Source organism: Clostridium sp. AF19-22AC (assembly GCF_003479085.1).
In the GTDB taxonomy this organism is placed as follows: domain Bacteria; phylum Bacillota; class Clostridia; order Lachnospirales; family Lachnospiraceae; genus Faecalicatena_A; species Faecalicatena_A orotica.
In genome coordinates, this window is the sequence record NZ_QUGN01000001.1 from 156218 (window position 1) to 174486 (window position 18269).

The following is an 18269-nucleotide window of genomic DNA, read 5'->3' on the forward strand; positions in this document are numbered from 1 at the left end:
GTGATGTTAGACCAGTATGGAAGAAAAATAGAATATCTGCGCATTTCCGTGACGGACAGGTGTAACCTGCGCTGCGTTTACTGCATGCCAGAGGAAGGTGTCGAACAGGTGAGTCACAGCGAGATTCTTTCGTTCGATGAAATGACACGTATCTGCCGGATTTGTGCAAAACTCGGCATTACAAGGGTCAAGCTGACAGGCGGTGAACCTCTTGTGAGGAAGGGGCTTGGCAGCCTTCTGCGTTCTATAAGGGAAATAGAAGGCATAGAACAGGTAACGCTGACCACAAATGGTGTGCTGCTTGCAGAGCAGATAGAAGAGCTTGCAGCCGCGGGACTGGATGCGGTGAATGTCAGTCTGGATACGCTGGATCGCGCACAGTATATGAAACTCACACGCAGAGATGAGCTGGAGGCGGCGCTGAGAGGTCTGGAAGCAGCACTTCAGTATCCGGATATCCGGGTCAAGGTGAATTGTGTTGCACTGCACGGAGAGAACGAGTCGCAGTGGGTGCCCCTTGCCAATATGGCAAAAGAAAGACCGATCGATGTACGTTTTATCGAGATGATGCCGATCGGACTGGGGAAAGAGTATCCATTCAGCAGTCAGGAGCTAGTATATGAAGCGTTAAAGGCGGCTTTCGGCGAAGCACAGTTTTTAACGGGTAATTTTGGGAATGGACCTGCCATTTATGCAAGGTTTCCCGGGTTTACCGGGAAGACTGGATTTATTAGTGCAGTTTCCCACAAGTTCTGCGAAAGCTGCAACAGAGTCCGGCTGACAGCAGAAGGATTTTTAAAGCCATGCCTTCAATATTCCACAGGAGTAGATCTAAGGGCGATGCTTAGAAATGAGGCCGGGGAGAAGGAACTGGAAGAGATGATACAAAAAGTCATATTTGAAAAGCCGCGCAGCCATCAGTTTCAAATGGAGGGCAGCTCGAAACAGGAAGATCTGGAGCAGAAACAGATGTCCAGTATTGGCGGCTGAAGCGGACAAAAGGGAGGATATGAATGGGAAAGGTGATGGCAGTCTGCACAAGCCCTGCAAAGGGAACGCAGAAAACAAATGTGGGTGAAGCACTTTTTATAGAAGATTTTGGTCTGGAAGGGGACGCCCACGCAGGTAAATGGCACAGGCAGGTCAGCCTGCTGTCGCATGATAAGATAGAAGAGTTCCGAAAGAGGGGCGCAGAGGTGGCGGATGGTGCTTTTGGGGAAAATCTGGTCGTGGAAGGGTTTGATTTCAGAAATCTGCCCGTGGGCACCAGGTTTCGCTGCAATGATGTGATTCTGGAGATGACACAGATTGGAAAGGAATGCCACCACGGCTGTGAGATTTTTCAGAAAATGGGAGAATGTATTATGCCCAGAGAGGGTGTGTTTGCTAAAGTAATAAAGGGAGGGCGGATCCGCACGGGAGATGTTATGGAAATTATGAAATAGCAGGAGAATCACAGCTGATAAGGAGATTCGCAGTGCAATAAGGGTACGTTTACAATGCCCTCATTGCACTGCGATTTCTTCTGTCAATTGATGCTTATACGCATTTCTTTGAAAACTAAAATAAAACAGAAGAAACTAAAATATTTTATATTGTAATAAATAATTTCTTGCGATAAGCGAATAGGAAAAATAAGAGGGGGCAAGGCAGTGTGTACCTCTTGGAAAATATGGGGATTTTTAGGATGACACAAGATAGGAAATTAAGGATGAAGGGCTGCCTGTATGCATTTCTTGCAGGTGTACTGTGGGGAGTAACAAGTCCGGCGGCACAGTTTCTGTTCGAGAAGAAAGGAATTGTATCGGAATGGCTGGTGCCGTACCGGCTTATATCGGCAGGAATCCTGCTGCTAATTTACGCTAAAATAAAGAAACAGGATATTGTCAGTGTGTGGAAGGATAAAAATGACGGGATCAGGCTGGTCCTGTTTGGAATACTTGGGATGATGGGAATGCAGTTTACCTTTTTCTCGGCAGTACAGGAAATGAATGCAGGAACGGCAACCATTTTCCAGTATCTGAACCCGGCTATTCTGATCTTGTTTTTTGCAGTCGTACATAAAATTATGCCGAGCGTAAAGGAGATGCTGGCTGTCTGTGCAGCGGTTGCAGGCATCGCGGTGGTTGCTACCCACGGTGATTTTTCTACGTTGACGATTTCTGGAAAGGGTCTGTTTCTGGGAATGCTTGTAGCTGTCACAACCTGTTTTTACGGTGTCCTGCCAGCGCCTCTCCTGAAGCGCTATTCTGCGGAAACGGTCAGCGCATGGGGGATGATATGCGGCGGAACCCTGCTTATGGCAGTAGTGAGGCCGTGGCGGATACCGGCAGTGATTGACTGGCAGGTTATAGCGGCATTTCTGATGATAATTACAGTGGGAACAATCCTTCCTTTCTGTTTTTACCTGTCCTCGGTGAAATATACTGGTTCTGTGTATGCCGGCCTCTTTTCGAGTGTAGAGCCTGTTGCAGCTACTGTGGTTGCGGCTGCGGCTCTTGGGACAACGTTTATGAAAATGGACCTTCTCGGGTTTGCACTGGTACTTTCCACTTTATTTATACTGGCAATCCCGGAGAAAGTGCGGTAAAATCATAGGAAAGCGGTGCTGTATCAATTCCGGTGCTTAATGCATGGGAGTGAAAAAAATCTTGCATGTAATATAGAAAAGAGATATAGTTTACGTTGGATTGCTTAAAAGCGGTTACAGGTTTTATTTACTTTAAGGAGCATGAAGATGGAAAATACAGCAAAGAAAAAGTCGTTGATGAAAGATATGACGCAGGGGAGTCCTATGAAACTGATTCTGGAATTTACCCTGCCTATGATATTTGGATTTTTGTTTCAGCAGTTTTATAACATGGCAGATACCATGATTGTAGGAAGATTTCTGGGAGTACATGCGCTGGCATCGGTCGGTGCAACAGGGTCTGTCAATTTTTGCGTGATCGGGTTTTGCATGGGAGTGTGTAATGGCTTTGCGATTCCCGTTGCACAGAAATTCGGGGCAAAGGATGAAAAGAGGCTGCGCGCCTTTGTCGGGAACAGCGCATTGCTTGCGGCTATATTTGCACTGGTTATGACGGTGCTGACAGTTATTTTGTGCCGCCCCATACTTGAATTCATGAATACCCCATCCGACATTGTTGACGGGGCATACAATTATATTGTAGTAATATTTGCAGGGATCCCGGCTACCTTCCTATATAATCTGCTGGCGGGATATATCCGTTCACTCGGCGATGCCAGGACACCGGTCGTGTTCCTGACGATTTCTTCTCTGTTAAACATTCTGCTGGATATCCTGCTGATTGTTGTTTTTAAGATGGGGGTTGCCGGTGCGGCATGGGCGACTGTAATATCACAGGCAGTATCCGGCGTTTTATGCCTTTTTTATGTGATTAAACACTTTCCGATACTTCGTCTTAAGAAAGAGGATATAAGGCTCAGGAAACAGTACGTAGTGCCATTATGCAAGATTGGGATTCCTATGGGATTGCAGTTCTCCATTACTGCCATCGGAAGTGTCATCCTGCAGATCGCGGTCAATTCACTTGGCTCTATGGCTGTGGCGGCTGTAACCGCGGGGTCTAAGATACAGATGCTGCTGGCGTGCCCATTTGATGCGATGGGATCTACGATGGCAACCTATGGCGGCCAGAACGTAGGTGCAAAGAAGCTGGACAGAATCGGCAGGGGACTGAAAAGCTGTGTAATTATCGGTGCTGTTTATTCAGCTGTTGCTTTAGGGATTACCCTGTTGTGGGGAAAAAATATAGCATCTTTGTTTATCAGCGGAAGTGAAACAGAACTTCTGGAACAGGTTAATCTGTACCTGATCGGTTCTGTCGCGTTTTACATCCTGCTGGCATTGGTGAATATCGTACGTCTTCTGATTCAGGGGATGGGATACAGCGGCTTTGCAATCCTCGCGGGAGTATGTGAGATGGCGGCAAGGTCATTTGTCGGCTTTGTCCTCGTTCCTGCATTCGGATATAAAGCGGTCTGCCTTGGAAACGGACTGGCATGGATTGCCGCGGATTTGTTTCTGATACCGGCATATTTTCATGTGATAAAGAAATTGAAAAAAATATTTCAGGAGGATAAAAAATAATGAGATGGAATAAATTCAGATTAAAGACAACAACAGAGGCGGAAGACATTGTCAGCAGTATGCTGATGGACCTGGGGATCGAAGGCGTGGAGATTGAGGATAAAATACCTCTGACAGCGGCAGACAAGGAGCAGATGTTCGTAGACATCCTGCCGGTAACGGAGATGGATGACGGTGTGGCTTATTTAAGCTTCTATCTGGATGAAGGGGAAGAGACAGAAGAAATCCTGAAGAATGTCAGGGCGGAGCTGAAAGACATGGCCTCCTATGTAAATGTGGGGGAATGTACGATTGAAGAGTCCCAGACAGAAGATCTGGACTGGGTAAACAACTGGAAACAGTTTTTCCACCAGTTTTATGTGGATGATATCCTGATTATCCCGTCATGGGAAGATGTAAAACCGGAAGATGAGGACAAGATGGTCGTTCATATTGACCCGGGAACTGCATTTGGAACCGGAATGCATGAAACGACGCAGCTCTGTATCCGCCAGCTCAAGAAGTATGTGACGGACGGGGCAAGGATTCTGGATGTCGGATGTGGGAGTGGAATATTAGGGATGCTGGCGCTGAAATTTGGTGCCGCTTATGCTGTCGGAACAGACCTTGACCCATGTGCAATCGAGGCAACCCATGAGAACATGGAAGTGAACGGTATCCGTCCTGACCAGTATGAAGTCATGATCGGCAATATTATAGACGACAAAGAGGTACAGGATAAAGTCGGTTACGGGAAATACGACATCGTTGCCGCAAACATTCTTGCAGATGTACTGACAGTTCTGACGCCTGTCATTGTGAACCAGATGAAAAAGGGCGGTATCTACATTACTAGCGGAATCATTGACGATAAAGAAGAGACCGTAGTGGAAGCTGTCAAAAAGGCTGGCCTGGAAGTTCTGGAAGTCACATACCAGGGCGAATGGGTATCTGTGACAGCGCGTAAGAATTAGAGGGGGCTTTCGATATGCATCATTTTTTTACAGAACCATCCCAGATCAGGGATCCGCATATCTTTATCACCGGACCGGATGTGAACCATATGAAAAATGTTCTTCGGATTATGCCCGGAGAAAGGGTAGGAATCAGTGACGGACAGGGGACTGACTATATCTGTGAGGTAGACAGGCTGGAAGAAACGGAAGTGGTTCTGAACATCCTTTCTTCCGAAAAGAGCTATTCGGAGCTTGCATCCAGAATCTATCTGTTTCAGGGGCTCCCGAAGGGGGATAAGATGGAACTGATCATCCAGAAAGCAGTCGAACTCGGAGTCTTCGAGATCGTACCGGTAGCGACACGGCGTGCGGTGGTTAAGCTGGACGAAAAGAAGGCAAAGAAAAAGACGGAACGCTGGAACGCGATTGCACTCGGTGCAGCGAAACAGTCGGGACGCAGCCTGATTCCTGAGGTGAAGCCGGTCATGCGTTTTGCAGAGGCACTGGAATATGCAAAAGAACTGGATGTGCTCCTGATCCCTTATGAGATGGCGGAGGGGATGGAAAAAACGAAAGAGATTATCTCCGCAGTCAGACAGGGGCAGAGCGTCGGCGTTTTCATTGGGCCGGAGGGCGGCTTTGATGAGGAAGAAGTCGAAAAGGCAGCGGCAGAAGGTGCACAGCCTGTCACACTGGGCAGGCGCATCCTGCGGACGGAGACGGCCGGACTGACAGTACTTTCAATACTAATGTATCATTTAGAACAATGACGGTTCCAGACGCATAATGTATTAATAAGAAATAGTAAAGGAAGAATATCATGGAAGTTTATTTGGATAATTCAGCAACGACCAGGTGTTACCCGGAAGTTGGGGATTTGGTTTATAAAGTGATGTGTCAGGACTACGGCAATCCGTCCTCCATGCACAGAAAAGGCGTGGATGCGGAGCACTATGTCAAGGAATCGAAAGACAGACTGGCAAAAATACTGAAGGTAAACCAGAAGGAGATTTTTTTCACTTCAGGCGGGACGGAAAGTGATAATCTTGCCCTGATCGGAAGTGCGAGGGCGAATAAAAGAGCGGGAAACCATCTGATCACGTCATCGATTGAACATCCGGCCATCCTGAATACAATGAGATATCTGGAGGAGGAAGAGGGATTTACGGTCACTTATCTTCCGGTAGATGCAAACGGAAGGGTGAAGTTAGAGGCGCTGAAAGAAGCGCTTTGCCCGGAAACAATCCTTGTCTCCATCATGTATGTAAATAATGAGATGGGCGCTGTACAGCCGATCGATGAAGCGGTGCAGATCGTCAAGAAATACAATCCATCCATACTGTTCCATTCAGATGCGGTTCAGGGCTTCGGAAAATACCATATTTATCCGAAACGTCAGGGTATCGATATGCTGACGGCCAGCGGGCATAAGATTCACGGCCCGAAGGGAATCGGTTTTATTTATATCAATGAAAAAGTAAAGATAAAACCCATTGTGTTCGGCGGGGAACAGCAGAAGAATATCCGTTCCGGCACGGAAAACGTTCCGGGAATCGCGGGACTGGGGCTTGCGTCCAAGATGATTTATCAGGATCTGGATATGAAGGTGGCTCTGATGCGTGAATTAAAGTCGTATTTTTTAGAGGGGCTTGGCCGGATTGAAGACTCTACCGTGCACGGACTGACAGATGATAGCAGCGCGCCACATATTATCAGCGTGGGAATCGCGGGAATCCGCAGTGAGGTACTTCTCCATGCACTGGAGGATAAAGGGATTTATGTATCTTCCGGGTCGGCATGCTCCTCCAACCATCCGGCGGTCAGCGGTGTCCTGAAAGGAATCGGGGCGCCGAAACAATTTCTGGATGCGACGGTAAGATTCAGTATGTCAGAGTTTACCACGAAGGAAGAAATTGACTATACGCTTGATACGTTATATAATTGTGTTCCAATGCTAAGAAAATATACGAGACGTTAACAAGTAACCGGTACACCGTACGGCAGGTGGATGCACATTAGCAATTTTACTGTTTTACGGTGTACCGGCCATATGAAGTAGTCCCGGGCAGGACCGGGACATGCAGACAAAGGAGAGGAATATGAGATTTCATTCATTTTTGATTAAGTACGGGGAAATCGGTATCAAGGGAAAGAACAGGTACCTGTTTGAAGATGCACTTGTCCGCCAGATCCGTTTCGCGCTGAAAGGCGTGGACGGTGACTTCCATGTGCACAAAGCACAGGGCCGGGTATATGTGGACTGTGAGGGAGACTACGATTACGAGGAAACCGTAGAAGGATTGAAGAGAGTTTTCGGTATCGTGGGGATCTGCCCGGTTGTCCGTGTAGAGGACCGCGGATTTGAGCAGTTGTCTCAGGACGTCCTTGATTATATGAAAGAGATGTACCCGGAAGGGAACCAGACGTTTAAGGTTGAGGCAAGAAGGAGCAGGAAGCAGTATCCGAAGACCTCTATGGAGATCAACTGTGATCTGGGAGGTGTGATTCTGGATGCATTTCCAGAGATGAAGGTGGACGTGCACAATCCTGAGATCCGGCTGAATGTGGAAGTCAGGGAAGAGATTTACTTATATTCAGAGATTATACCGGGACCAGGGGGAATGCCGGTAGGTACGAATGGGAATGCCATGCTGCTTTTGTCAGGAGGGATCGACAGTCCTGTTGCCGGTTATATGATTTCAAAGCGCGGGGTAGGCCTTCAGGCGACATACTTCCATGCACCGCCGTACACAAGTGAGCGTGCAAAGGAAAAAGTCTTGGATCTGGCGAAGCTGGTATCCAGATATGCGGGGCCAATCCAGCTCCATGTTGTGAACTTTACCGATATCCAGCTTTATATATATGAAAAATGCCCGCATGAAGAACTGACAATCATCATGCGCCGCTACATGATGAAGATCGCCGAGCATTTTGCTAAGGAAAACGGATGTCTCGGCCTGATTACGGGAGAAAGTATCGGACAGGTTGCCAGCCAGACCATGCAGAGCCTTGCGGCTACAAATGCAGTATGTACACTGCCTGTGTACAGGCCGCTGATTGGGTTTGACAAAAGGGAGATCGTGGAAATCGCGGAGAAGATAGATACATTTGAGACATCAATCCAGCCGTTTGAAGACTGCTGTACCATTTTCGTTGCAAAGCATCCGGTGACAAAACCGAATCTGGAGAGGATTGAGAAGTCAGAGAGAAATCTGGAAGAGAAGATTGATGAATTGATGAAGACGGCAATAGAGACAACAGAGGTTATTACAGTTAAGCCTTAAGATAAAGGACAAATGAAAAAGGGCTGCCTCCTTTGAGACAGCTCTTTCTAGCTTTTTCTTGTAAATGTATTACTATTTGATAATGTATGGATCCAGGGCGCTCAGAATATCATCTGCATTTCCCTCGGCATGGATGTTCAGCTCGATTGGCTTAGATAAGTCCAGGCTGAAAATTCCCATGATTGATTTGGCATCTATTACATATCTTCCGGATACTAAATCAAAGTCGTTATCAAATTTTGTAATTTCATTTACAAATGATTTTACTTTGTCGATTGAGTTTAAAGAAATCTGTACTGTTTTCATCGGTAATCCCTCCTTCAATATACATGTGTCAGGCTTTTCGCCTCATGTATATTCTACGAGATGCGCGTTTAAAAGTCAAGAAACAAAGAGGAAAAACAAGGAAATAGGAGAATAAATTTTATGAAAAAAGCCGCACTGCACAATTTAGGGTGCAAAGTTAACGCTTATGAGACAGAAGCGATGCAGGAAATGCTGGAAAAAGCGGGGTATGAGATCGTGCCGTTTAAGGAAGGGGCGGATATTTATATCATCAATACCTGTACGGTAACGAATATCGCCGACCGTAAATCAAGGCAGATGCTGCACCGGGCAAGAAAATTGAATCCCGATGCCGTTGTAGTTGCAGCCGGATGCTATGTACAGGCGCAGGAGGAAAAACAGGAGACCGATCCGTGTATTGATATTGTTATAGGCAACAATAAGAAGCAGGATCTGATTGCGATTCTTGAGGAACACTGGAAGAAGCAAAATGAATCTAAAATAGCTGAGTCAAAGCCAGGGGAAACGAAGGAAGTCATTGATATTAACCATACAAAGGAATATGAAGCACTTAAGGTATCCCGGACAGGGGAGCATACGAGGGCCTATATCAAGGTGCAGGACGGGTGCAACCAGTTCTGTTCTTACTGCATCATCCCCTATGCAAGGGGGCGCGTCAGAAGCCGCAGGAAGGAAGATGTGGTCGGTGAAGTGAGGCGTCTGGCGGATCATGGCTGTCTGGAAGTCGTACTAACGGGTATTCATCTGAGCTCCTATGGGGTTGATTTCGAAGAAAAAGAAGACCTGCTGTCCCTGATTCAGGCTGTCCATGAGGTGGAAGGAATCAAAAGAATCCGCCTTGGTTCTCTGGAACCGAGGATTATTACAGAGGAATTCGCACAGTCAATCGCCTCTCTGGAGAAAATGTGCCCACATTTCCACCTTTCCCTGCAGAGCGGATGTGACCAGACACTGAAGCGGATGAACCGCCGGTATACGAGTGCTGAATATTATGAAAAATGCATGCTTCTGCGGAAGTATTTCGGGCAGCCTGCGCTGACGACAGATGTGATCGTTGGTTTTCCGGGAGAGACAGAGGAAGAATTCGGGGAATCAAAAGCTTTTGTAGAAAAAGTAGGTTTTTACGAGACACATATTTTCAAATATTCGAAACGCCACGGGACAAAGGCCGCCGTCATGGAGAATCAGGTTCCGGAACAGGTTAAGGCCGTTAGGAGTGATATCCTGCTGAAACTGAATGAGGAAAACAGACGCAGATTTGAAGAAAGCTTCCTTGGCAGGGAAGTCGAGGTGCTCGTTGAGGAAGAAGCAGAGGTAAACGGGAAAAAAGTGCAGGTAGGTCATACAAAAGAGTATATGAAAATTGCACTAGACAGGAATGAAAATCTTCAGAATTGTATCGTAAAAGTTGAAATTGAAAATGATTTACAAATTATTCATTGAATTTTGACAATGTTTATATTAGAATTGTAAGTAGGGTATCTGGCATGATCGTCAGATTTACGATACTAATAACACAAAATAGTGAAAAACACAAAATGGAGGAAAAGAAATGAGCGATTTAAGCAACACTCAATTCTTTCAGGTAGAGCCGGGTCCGCAGATTTCTGCAAAAGATATTCTGGAGATCGTATTCAAGGCACTGAAAGAAAAGGGATATAATCCGGTGAACCAGATCGTCGGTTATATCATGTCAGGAGATCCGACCTATATCACAAGCTACAATGGAGCAAGAAGCCTTGTGATGAAGGTAGAAAGAGATGAATTGGTAGAAGAATTGTTAAAAGCGTATATCAAACACAATTCATGGGAATAATGAATATGCGGATTATGGGGCTTGACTATGGGACAAAGACTGTCGGGGTTGCAATCAGCGATGCACTCGGACTTACGGCCCAGGGGATTGAAACAATTCAAAGAAAAGAGGAAAACAAGTTAAGACGTACTCTGGCACGTATTGAGGAGCTGGTTTCCGAATACGAGGTCGGGAAGATCGTGCTTGGTTTTCCGAAACATATGAATAACGACATAGGGGAACGTGCGGAGAAATCTTTAGAGTTCAGGGATATGCTTGTGCGGCGGACAGGGCTCGAAGTCATTATGTGGGACGAGAGGCTGACAACCGTGGAGGCGGAGCGGACTTTAATTGAAAGTAATGTAAGGCGGGAGAACCGGAAGAAGTATATCGACAAGATTGCTGCAGTATTTATTCTGCAGGGATACCTTGACTCTGTCTATATAAAAAGAGAGAGTGACGCGCGGCAGGACGATTGATAAAAAGGGTTTGTCATGAAACGTTTAGGCTGCAGAAATAAGGGGATATTTGTATGGAAAAGATTAAATTTACCTTTGAAGATACGAGTGAAACAGTAGATTTTTTTGTGCTGGAACAGACAAAGATTAACGGAGCCGTATACATACTTGTTACAGACTCCGAAGAAGACGACGCGGAATGCCTGATTTTGAAGGACACGAGCTCTCAGGAAGATACAGAGAGCGTATACGAAGTCGTGGAGGACGACACAGAGCTTCTGGCAGTATCCAAGGTTTTCGAAGAACTGCTGGAGGACGTTGACATTGAAATGTAAAGTCTAAAAGACATTTACAATAGATTTACTTACTGCAAGTGAAGTGGAGTATGACGATGAAAGAGGAAAAAGTGCAGGAACTGCTCAAAGTTAAGTTAAGAGAAAAAGGTCTAAAAGTAACGCAGCAGAGACTGCTCGTTTTGCAGGCGCTGGCAGCGAACAGCGGCAGCCATATGGCGGCCGAGGACATTTACGAGCTGATCAGGGAAGACTATCCGGATATCGGACTTGCCACCGTCTATCGTACTTTGCAGCTGCTTCTTGAAATGCAGTTGGTGGACCGTATTAATCTGGATGATGGATGCGTAAGGTATGAGATCGGACATTTATTTGAAGGTGATACAAAACATAACCATCATCATTTAATATGCAGGACATGTGGAAAGGTGCTGCCTTTTGAAGATGACCTTCTGGAAGAACTGGAACGTCACATTGAAGAGGACACCGGGTTCCATGTACTGGACCATGAACTGAAATTTTACGGACAATGTAAAGAATGCCTCAGTAAGAGCAAATAATCCGTTTATGAAGTCATTACATAATTAAGAAAAGTGCAATGAATGCAGGCGGAGGTATGCTGTTTTTTTCATGCGCGGAAGTAGGTACATAAAACACATGGAGGTGTAAAATTTTTGAAAAAAGAGAATAATGGAAAGCTTCGGATCATCCCACTGGGAGGTCTGGAACAAATTGGAATGAACATTACTGCCTTTGAATTTGAGGACAGTATTATTGTGGTAGACTGTGGACTGGCATTCCCGGCTGATGATATGCTGGGAATTGACCTTGTAATCCCGGATGTCACATATCTGAAGGATAATATCGATAAAGTAAAAGGATTTGTCATTACCCACGGTCATGAGGACCATATTGGGGCCCTGCCGTATGTATTGAAGGAAATCAACCTTCCAATTTATACGACTAAGCTGACAATGGGAATTATTGAAAACAAGCTGAAAGAGCATAATCTTCTGCGGGGGACGAAGCGTAAAGTCGTTCGCCACGGACAGTCTATCAACCTTGGCAAATTCAGGATTGAATTTATCAAGACAAACCACAGTATTCAGGATGCATCTGCCCTGGCGATTTATTCACCGGCAGGAATTGTAGTGCATACAGGGGACTTTAAAGTAGATTACACTCCGGTATTTGGGGATTCCATTGATCTCCAGCGTTTTGCAGAGATCGGGAAAAAAGGCGTTCTGGCTCTGATGTCAGACAGTACGAACGCGGAGAGAAAGGGATTTACCCAGTCTGAAAAGACGGTAGGGATTACTTTCGACCACATTTTCGCGGAACACCAGAATACCCGTATTATAATTGCAACGTTCGCGTCCAATGTGGACCGCGTGCAGCAGGTGATTAACTCTGCCTACAAATACGGCCGTAAGGTTGTCGTAGAAGGACGGAGCATGGTAAATATCATCTCTACGGCATCGGAGTTAGGATATTTGAATGTGCCGGAGAACACACTGATTGAGATCGACCAGATGCGGAATTACCCGCCGGAGAAGATGGTACTGATTACAACAGGAAGCCAGGGTGAGTCTATGGCGGCACTCTCCAGAATGGCGGCTGACGTGCACCGCAAGGTTACAATCCAGCCGAACGATACAATTATATTTAGTTCGAACCCGATCCCGGGAAATGAAAAGTCAGTTTCCAAGGTTATTAATGAGCTTTCAGCCAAGGGTGCTAATGTGATCTTCCAGGATGCCCATGTATCAGGACATGCCTGCCAGGAAGAACTGAAACTGATTTATTCCCTCGTAAGACCGAAGTATGCGATCCCGGTCCACGGCGAATACAGACACTTAAAGGCAAATGCGGCAATTGCAGCCTCACTTGGAATTGAGAAAGACAATATCTTCATCATTCAGTCAGGAGATGTTCTGGAATTAAGTGAACAGGAAGCAAAAGTAGTAGATAAGGTCCATACAGGGGCAATTCTTGTTGACGGGCTCGGAGTCGGTGATGTTGGCAATATCGTCCTGAGGGACAGACAGCATCTGGCTGAGGACGGTATTCTAATCGTTGTCCTGACACTGGAAAAGGGGACGAACCGCCTGCTTGCAGGACCGGACATCGTATCCCGCGGTTTCGTCTATGTGCGTGAGTCAGAAGGGCTGATGGAAGAAGCCCGCCAGGTAGTGTCAGACGGACTGGACCGCTGCCTGCAGAATAAGCATGCAGACTGGAATAAGATCAAGCTTGTCATCCGCGATACAATGAACGACTATATCTGGAAGAAGACTAAGAGAAGACCGATGATTATTCCGATTATCATGGATGTGGATGTGTAAGATATGATAGTAGATGAACGTATGATTACATTCATCAATTCTTTAGAGACAGAGAATAGTGAAATATTGGAAGCGATAGAAAGGGAAGCGTTGGATTCGTACGTACCAATCATACGAAAAGAAATGCAAAGCTTTCTAAAGGTGCTTTTAACTATACAAAAACCTATGAGCATACTCGAAGTGGGGACTGCCGTAGGTTTCTCTGCGTTATTGATGAGCGAAAATGCCCCAGACGGGTGTGAGATAACCACGATAGAAAACTATGAAAAAAGGATCCCCATTGCCCGGGAGAATTTCAGACGCGCGGGCAGGGAATCACAGATCACGCTGATAGAAGGCGATGCATTTGAGGTGATGAAGGACTTAGCCGGATGCTATGACTTTATTTTTATGGATGCCGCGAAGGGACAGTACATTCATTATCTCCCTGAGGTGATGAGGCTTCTGAAGGAAGGGGGCACACTTGTGTCTGACAATGTACTTCAGGACGGTGACATCATCGAGTCACGCTTTGCCGTGGAGAGAAGGAACCGGACGATCCACAGCCGGATGCGGGAGTATCTCTATGAACTGAAGCATCATGAAATGCTTGTAACATCAATCCTGCCTTTGGGTGACGGAGTGGCTGTCAGTGTGAAGAAGCAGAGCATAAAAGATGCGAAATAAGGAAAAAGGGGAAAGAAGATGGCTAGACATCCTGAGTTATTAATCCCGGCAAGCAGCCTGGAGGTATTAAAAACAGCAGTGATATTCGGTGCCGACGCGGTTTATATTGGCGGAGAGGCATTCGGGCTTCGTGCCAAGGCAAAGAATTTTTCGATGGAAGATATGAAAGAGGGGATTGCATTTGCCCACGAACATGATGTGAAGGTCTATGTAACAGCCAATATACTGGCCCATAACGATGATCTCGAAGGCGTGCGTGAATATTTTGAAGAACTAAAGGAGATCAAACCGGATGCTTTGATCATAGCCGATCCCGGAGTATTTGATATCGCTAAAGAAGTATGTCCGGAGATTGAACGGCATATCAGCACACAGGCGAATAATACCAATTACGGGACATACAATTTCTGGTACAGACAGGGAGCCAGCCGTGTTGTTACGGCGAGGGAGCTTTCGATGGACGAAATCAGGGAAATCCGCGCCCATATTCCGGATGAACTGGAAATCGAGACATTTGTACACGGCGCGATGTGTATCTCCTATTCCGGAAGATGCCTGCTGAGCAATTACTTTACAGGAAGGGATGCGAACCACGGGGCCTGCACCCACCCATGCCGCTGGAAATATTCCGTGGTAGAGGAGACGAGGCCGGGAGAATACATGCCTGTCTACGAAAACGAGAGGGGAACCTATATCTTCAACTCGAAAGACCTGTGCATGATCGAGCATATTCCGGATCTGCTGGAATCCGGTATTGACAGCCTGAAGATAGAAGGCCGTATGAAAACCGCGCTATATGTGGCAACAGTTGCGAGGACCTACCGGAAAGCAATAGACGACTACCAGAAGGACCCCGCATTATACGAGAAAAACTTGCCCTGGTATCTGGAGCAGATATCAAACTGTACCTACCGCCAGTTTACGACAGGCTTTTTCTACGGGAAACCCGATGAAACGACCCAGATCTACGACAGTAATACCTATGTAAAGGAATACACGTATCTGGGAATCATCAATGAAGAAAAAGAAGGTCTTTACCAGATCGAGCAGAGAAATAAATTTTCTGTAGGCGAAACAATAGAAATCATGAAGCCGGACGGTGAAAATACAGAGACAAAAGTCCTGAAAATAGTAACAGAGGAGGGCGAAGAACAAGAAAGCGCCCCACATCCGAAACAGGTATTATATATAGGCCTGGACAAGAAAGCCGAAAAATACGATATCCTGAGAAGACAGGAGTAATATAAGCAGTACAGCTGAAAAAGCAAGGAAAACAGAGGGACATACCTCAATTTTCCTTGCTTTTTCAGTTACGCCTTCTTAAGCGCCTAACCCAGTCAGAAAAATTCCCGCAGCTTCTCCACTGCGCTTTTTTCAATCCGAGACACATACGAGCGAGAGATTCCAAGCTGTCTGGCAATCTCCCGCTGCGTATATTCTTCCCCGTTATAGAGTCCATATCTCATTTTCAGAACGAGCCGTTCACGGTTAGAGAGCTCATTCTCTACCTTTTCATATAGCTTCTGTATATTTTCCTTCAGGTGAATTTTCTCAGGTACATCTGCATCTTCTGTCTCAATGATATCATACAGCTTGATCTCATTGCCTTCCCGGTCAGTACCGATCGGCTCATACAGTGAAATCTCCTTGCTCGTTTTCTTTTTGGCTCGCAGGTACATGAGGATTTCGTTTTCGACACATTTCGATGCATAGGCAGCCAGACGGTTACCCTTGTCGGGATTGAATGTTACAACCGCTTTAATCAAACCGATTGTTCCGATGGATATCAGATCTTCGGGGTCTTCATCCAAATATTGATATTTTTTGATGACATGTGCAACGAGCCGCAGATTTCGTTCGATTAAGACATGTTTTGCCTGAAGGTCACCCTCTGTATATTTTTGCATGTAATATTTTTCTTCCGAAGGAGTGAGGGGATTTGGAAAGGATTTCAAGAACAGCACCTCTAAGCACATTTGATATAGTCTATGTGCGAAGTGCTGAAATTGTGCTTTTCCACCACAAATAAGGACAGGTGGGGGCTCTTTTTGTAAGGTTTAAGGGCCTGTTATCCCATGAGGAAGTCCAGAACGTCCCATCCGTCGGAGTTCTGACGTTTGTATAATTCTGTATATCCGCAGCGTGTACAGGAAATTGTCAGAAACTTCTTGTTTTGTACATCGAAGACTTTGGCAAAGTTCCCGCCGGTTGCCTGAAACTGATCGCTTTCATAGTGGTTATTGCCGCATTTGGGGCATACATACTGCTGTTTCTCCATAGTGAAACCTCCTTGAATTTTCTATATTACCAGTATACTATATCCGATGGAAGAAGAGGAGACAGATAAGAAAGTTTATGCTTTTTTTAGGAATCATGGGAAAATTTAACAAATATAAAATTGACAGTTTTACAATGGCGGGATATGATAATCCTACAGTTCCGGAAATTTCTTTTTCCGGTACAGCTGATCAATCATCAGGCCGGTTCGGCCGTGTTTCATGGAATGATTTATAGAAAAGAAGAGAGGAGTGTGCGGATGAGTTTCAGCACGGTTTTGTCGGCTTCTATTCAGGGGCTGAAAGTAGAGTTTGTACATGTGGAGGCGGATGTCAGCAATGGACTTCCGGCGTTTCATATGGTTGGTTATCTGTCATCAGAGGTGAAGGAGGCGGCTGAGCGGGTGCGTACGGCAATCCGGAATTCCGGGTTGGACTATCCGGCCAGAAAGACAGTGGTTAATCTGTCTCCCGCGACGATGCGAAAAAGAGGGGCAGCGTTTGACCTGCCGATAGCGGTTTCCATCCTGATTTCGTTGGGAGAGCTCCCGCAGGAAAGCACAGAGGGAATGCTTCTGATAGGGGAATTGGGGCTTGATGGCTCTGTACAGAAAGTACCGGGAATCCTGCCCATTGTACTTGAAGCGCGCAGTGCCGGAATCCGCTCGTGTATTGTGCCAAAAGACAATGCGGCGGAAGGTGCGCTTGCGGAGGGAATGTCGGTAGTCGGGGTAAAGAATCTGGAGGAAGTCTTCTGTTATCTGGCCGGGCAGCTTCATCTGGAAGCACAGCCATACCCTGAAAGAGGTGGAGGAAGTAAGAAAGAAGAACTGCTTGATTACAGCGATATCCAGGGACAGGAGTCGGTGAAAAGAGCTGTCGAGGTTGCGGTTGCGGGCGGACACAACCTGCTCCTCGTAGGGCCGCCCGGGAGCGGGAAATCAATGACTGCGAAGCGTATACCGGGCATCCTGCCTCCACTTACAATGGAAGAGAGCATGGAGATCACGAAAATATACAGCATCATGGGTCTGGTAGAAAATGAAGCACCCCTGATCAGACAGCGCCCCTTCCGCAGTGTACACCACACGGCTACAAGGGCGGCCTTAATCGGGGGAGGGCTGATGCCCGTCCCGGGGGAGATCAGTCTGGCCCACGGCGGGGTTCTGTTTTTGGATGAACTGCCGGAATTTCAAAAATCGGTGCTGGAGGTTTTAAGACAGCCTCTGGAAGAACACCGGATCCGGATATCGAGGTCACACGGCAGCTATATTTTCCCGGCTAATTTTATGCTTGTCTCCGCCATGAATCCCTGTCCGTGCGGGTGTTATCCTGATATCGAGAGGTGTACCTGCACCCCGGGGCAGATCCAGCACTATCTGGGGAAGATCAGCCAGCCGTTTCTGGACCGGATTGATATATGTGCAGAGGCCCCGAAGGTGAAGTATGAGTCTCTGAAGAACCGGAAGAAACAGGAGAGTTCTGCCGAAATCAGAGAGAGGGTATGCCGGGCTAGGGAGATTCAAAACAGACGTTATGTGGGAACAACGATTACTTCCAATGCGCTGCTTGAGGTAAAGGAACTGGACACATACTGCAGGCTGGGCAGGCAGGAAAGTAAACTGATGGAACAGGCATATTCTGCACTCAGGCTGACGGCAAGGACTTATCATAAGATTTTGAAGGTTTCACGGACAATTGCCGATCTGGAAGGCTCTGAAAAAATAGAGGAAAAGCACATAAAAGAAGCCATTGGCTACCGGACGATGGATAAAAAGTACTGGGGGAGGTGATTCT

General features: G+C 46.4%; 20 protein-coding genes. 17 read left to right on the forward strand and 3 right to left on the reverse strand.

Annotated features, from left to right (window positions below):
* Window positions 1–3 precede the first annotated feature (3 nt).
* The 8 genes from moaA to thiI all read left to right on the forward strand — a co-directional run bounded on the left by moaA (window position 4) and on the right by thiI (window position 8333).
* Window positions 4–990 carry a GTP 3',8-cyclase MoaA gene (gene moaA / locus DWX43_RS00685; RefSeq protein ID WP_118618194.1) on the forward strand — a complete coding sequence of 329 codons (987 nt, stop codon included), beginning with the start codon at window positions 4–6 and terminating at the stop codon, window positions 988–990.
* A gap of 23 nt (window positions 991–1013) precedes the next feature.
* Window positions 1014–1445, forward strand: coding sequence for an MOSC domain-containing protein (locus tag DWX43_RS00690; protein ID WP_109733020.1), 432 nt, complete (start codon window positions 1014–1016; stop codon window positions 1443–1445).
* Window positions 1446–1687: 242 nt separating this feature from the next.
* The gene (locus DWX43_RS00695; RefSeq protein ID WP_242996210.1) at window positions 1688–2590 is read left to right on the forward strand and encodes a DMT family transporter; all 903 of its coding nucleotides are present in this window, start codon (window positions 1688–1690) and stop codon (window positions 2588–2590) included.
* Window positions 2591–2737: 147 nt separating this feature from the next.
* Window positions 2738–4114, forward strand: a complete 1377-nt coding sequence (locus tag DWX43_RS00700; protein ID WP_243099225.1) for an MATE family efflux transporter — start codon at window positions 2738–2740, stop codon at window positions 4112–4114.
* Window positions 4114–5067 carry a 50S ribosomal protein L11 methyltransferase gene (gene prmA, locus DWX43_RS00705; RefSeq protein ID WP_109733021.1) on the forward strand — a complete coding sequence of 318 codons (954 nt, stop codon included), beginning with the start codon at window positions 4114–4116 and terminating at the stop codon, window positions 5065–5067. Before DWX43_RS00700 ends, prmA begins: the two co-directional genes overlap by 1 nt.
* Window positions 5068–5081: 14 nt before the next feature.
* The gene (locus tag DWX43_RS00710; protein WP_118618196.1) at window positions 5082–5819 is read left to right on the forward strand and encodes a 16S rRNA (uracil(1498)-N(3))-methyltransferase; all 738 of its coding nucleotides are present in this window, start codon (window positions 5082–5084) and stop codon (window positions 5817–5819) included.
* 50 nt (window positions 5820–5869) lie between these two features.
* Entirely contained in the window at window positions 5870–7027 is a 1158-nt protein-coding gene (locus DWX43_RS00715; RefSeq protein WP_118618198.1) for a cysteine desulfurase family protein, read from the forward strand.
* Window positions 7028–7148: 121 nt separating this feature from the next.
* Window positions 7149–8333: a tRNA uracil 4-sulfurtransferase ThiI gene (thiI, locus tag DWX43_RS00720; RefSeq protein ID WP_118618200.1), complete on the forward strand. Its 1185-nt coding sequence runs from the start codon at window positions 7149–7151 to the stop codon at window positions 8331–8333.
* 72 nt (window positions 8334–8405) lie between these two features.
* On the opposite strand, the gene DWX43_RS00725 is transcribed toward thiI, so the two are convergent.
* On the reverse strand, window positions 8406–8639 hold the full coding sequence (locus DWX43_RS00725) for an HPr family phosphocarrier protein (RefSeq protein WP_109733025.1): 234 nt from the start codon (window positions 8637–8639) through the stop codon (window positions 8406–8408).
* 120 nt (window positions 8640–8759) lie between these two features.
* Here DWX43_RS00725 and mtaB point away from each other — a divergent pair, with 120 nt between their 5' ends.
* The 8 genes from mtaB (at window position 8760) to DWX43_RS00765 (ending at window position 15438) form a co-directional block, all read left to right on the forward strand.
* Window positions 8760–10082 (forward strand): tRNA (N(6)-L-threonylcarbamoyladenosine(37)-C(2))-methylthiotransferase MtaB, encoded by a 1323-nt coding sequence (gene mtaB, locus DWX43_RS00730; protein ID WP_118618202.1) that lies wholly within the window; start codon window positions 8760–8762, stop codon window positions 10080–10082.
* 109 nt (window positions 10083–10191) lie between these two features.
* Window positions 10192–10455, forward strand: a complete 264-nt coding sequence (locus tag DWX43_RS00735) for an IreB family regulatory phosphoprotein (RefSeq protein ID WP_109714067.1) — start codon at window positions 10192–10194, stop codon at window positions 10453–10455.
* A gap of 5 nt (window positions 10456–10460) precedes the next feature.
* On the forward strand, window positions 10461–10913 hold the full coding sequence (gene ruvX, locus DWX43_RS00740) for a Holliday junction resolvase RuvX (protein ID WP_109733062.1): 453 nt from the start codon (window positions 10461–10463) through the stop codon (window positions 10911–10913).
* Between the two features lie 53 nt (window positions 10914–10966).
* On the forward strand, window positions 10967–11227 hold the full coding sequence (locus DWX43_RS00745; RefSeq protein ID WP_109733027.1) for a DUF1292 domain-containing protein: 261 nt from the start codon (window positions 10967–10969) through the stop codon (window positions 11225–11227).
* 56 nt (window positions 11228–11283) lie between these two features.
* Window positions 11284–11745 carry a Fur family transcriptional regulator gene (locus DWX43_RS00750; protein WP_330405423.1) on the forward strand — a complete coding sequence of 154 codons (462 nt, stop codon included), beginning with the start codon at window positions 11284–11286 and terminating at the stop codon, window positions 11743–11745.
* A gap of 114 nt (window positions 11746–11859) precedes the next feature.
* Complete coding sequence (locus DWX43_RS00755; protein ID WP_109733029.1) at window positions 11860–13530, forward strand: ribonuclease J; 1671 nt, start codon at window positions 11860–11862, stop codon at window positions 13528–13530.
* Between the two features lie 3 nt (window positions 13531–13533).
* On the forward strand, window positions 13534–14196 hold the full coding sequence (locus DWX43_RS00760) for an O-methyltransferase (protein WP_109733030.1): 663 nt from the start codon (window positions 13534–13536) through the stop codon (window positions 14194–14196).
* 18 nt (window positions 14197–14214) lie between these two features.
* Window positions 14215–15438: a U32 family peptidase gene (locus tag DWX43_RS00765; RefSeq protein WP_118618204.1), complete on the forward strand. Its 1224-nt coding sequence runs from the start codon at window positions 14215–14217 to the stop codon at window positions 15436–15438.
* Between the two features lie 95 nt (window positions 15439–15533).
* Here DWX43_RS00765 and sigK read toward each other — a convergent pair whose 3' ends face one another.
* Complete coding sequence (gene sigK, locus DWX43_RS00770; RefSeq protein WP_109733032.1) at window positions 15534–16151, reverse strand: RNA polymerase sporulation sigma factor SigK; 618 nt, start codon at window positions 16149–16151, stop codon at window positions 15534–15536.
* Window positions 16152–16264: 113 nt separating this feature from the next.
* Window positions 16265–16474: a zinc ribbon domain-containing protein gene (locus DWX43_RS00775; RefSeq protein WP_109733033.1), complete on the reverse strand. Its 210-nt coding sequence runs from the start codon at window positions 16472–16474 to the stop codon at window positions 16265–16267.
* Window positions 16475–16732: 258 nt separating this feature from the next.
* On the opposite strand from DWX43_RS00775, the gene DWX43_RS00780 reads away from it, so the two are divergent.
* Window positions 16733–18265 (forward strand): YifB family Mg chelatase-like AAA ATPase, encoded by a 1533-nt coding sequence (locus DWX43_RS00780; RefSeq protein WP_118618206.1) that lies wholly within the window; start codon window positions 16733–16735, stop codon window positions 18263–18265.
* The last annotated feature ends 4 nt before the right edge of the window (window positions 18266–18269 follow it).